The 1,360-nt window shown below is 36.2% G+C and carries 1 pseudogene; it reads right to left on the bottom strand.

Annotated features, from left to right (window positions below):
- A pseudogene (locus AWV75_RS18980) lies at nt 1-1,360 on the bottom strand (hypothetical protein); the annotation flags it as partial.

Here is a 1,360-nt window from a genome sequence, read left to right as displayed (position 1 = left end):
AGAAGCTGGAATATCGATGATGGTTTCTGTACCATTTTCTGATTTATAGGTATAGGTTCCATCCGTATTGGCAAGTAAAGTTGTAACGGTTTCATTGGCTTTAACCAATTGATCTAAGTTGATCACTTGATCTGCGCCAGTTGCATCTTTGTATACCAAATCCGTTCCATTATAAGTAACATTGCCTTCAACATCTTTTGCAACTTTTTCAATAATCTCTTTTACTTTCTCAGGATTGTTGTTGATAATGGTCTCGAAGTTATTCGCTACAGAAGCTGGAATATCAATAATCGTTTCGGTATCATTTTCAGATTTATAGGTATAAGTTCCATCGGTATTGGCAAGTAAAGTTGTAACGGTTTCATTGGCTTTAACTAGTTGATCTAAGTTGATTACTTGATCATCTCCATTTCCATCTTTGTATACCAAATCCGTTCCATTATAAGTAACATTGCCTTCAACGTCTTTGGCAACTTGCTCGATAATCTCTTTTACTTTCTCTGGATTGTTGTTGACAATCGTTTCGAAGTTATTCGCTACAGAAGCTGGAATATCGATGATGGTCTCTGTACCATTCTCAGATTTGTAGGTATAGGTTCCATCGGTATTGGCAAGTAAAGTCGTAACGGTTTCATTGGCTTTAACTAGTTGATCTAAGTTGATTACTTGATCTGCGCCAGCTGTATCTTTGTACAGTAAATCCGTTCCATTATAGGTTACATTCCCCTCAACATTTTTGGCCACTTGTTCGATAATCTCTTTGACCTTTTCTGGATTGTTATTGACAATCGTTTCAAAGTTGTTCGCTACTGAGGCTGGAATATCGATGATGGTTTCTGTACCATTCTCTGATTTATACGTATAAGTTCCATCGGTATTAGCCAGTAAGGTAGTTACCGTTTCATTGGCTTTTACCAATTGATCTAGGTTGATTACTTGATCATTTCCCGTAGCATCTTTGTACAGTAAATCCGTTCCGTTGTAGGTAACATTCCCTTCAACATTTTTGGCTACTTGTTCAATAATCTCTTTTACTTTCTCTGGATTGTTATTGACAATCGTTTCAAAGTTGTTGGCTACTGAGGCTGGAATATCAATAATCGTTTCTGTACCATTCTCTGATTTATAGGTATAAGTTCCATCGGTATTGGCAAGTAAAGTTGTAACGGTTTCATTGGCTTTAACTAGTTGATCTAAGTTAATCACTTGATCATCTCCATTACCATCTTTGTATATCAAATCTGTTCCATTATAGGTCACATTGCCCTCAACATTTTTGGCCACTTGTTCAATAATTTCTTTTACTTTCTCTGGATTGTTATTGACAATCATTTCAAAGTTATTCGCTACAGAAGCTGGA

Origin of the sequence: Myroides odoratus (genome assembly GCF_001549985.1) — a bacterium.
Lineage (GTDB): Bacteria > Bacteroidota > Bacteroidia > Flavobacteriales > Flavobacteriaceae > Flavobacterium > Flavobacterium odoratum_A.
This window is presented reverse-complemented; position numbering and strand designations above follow the sequence as displayed.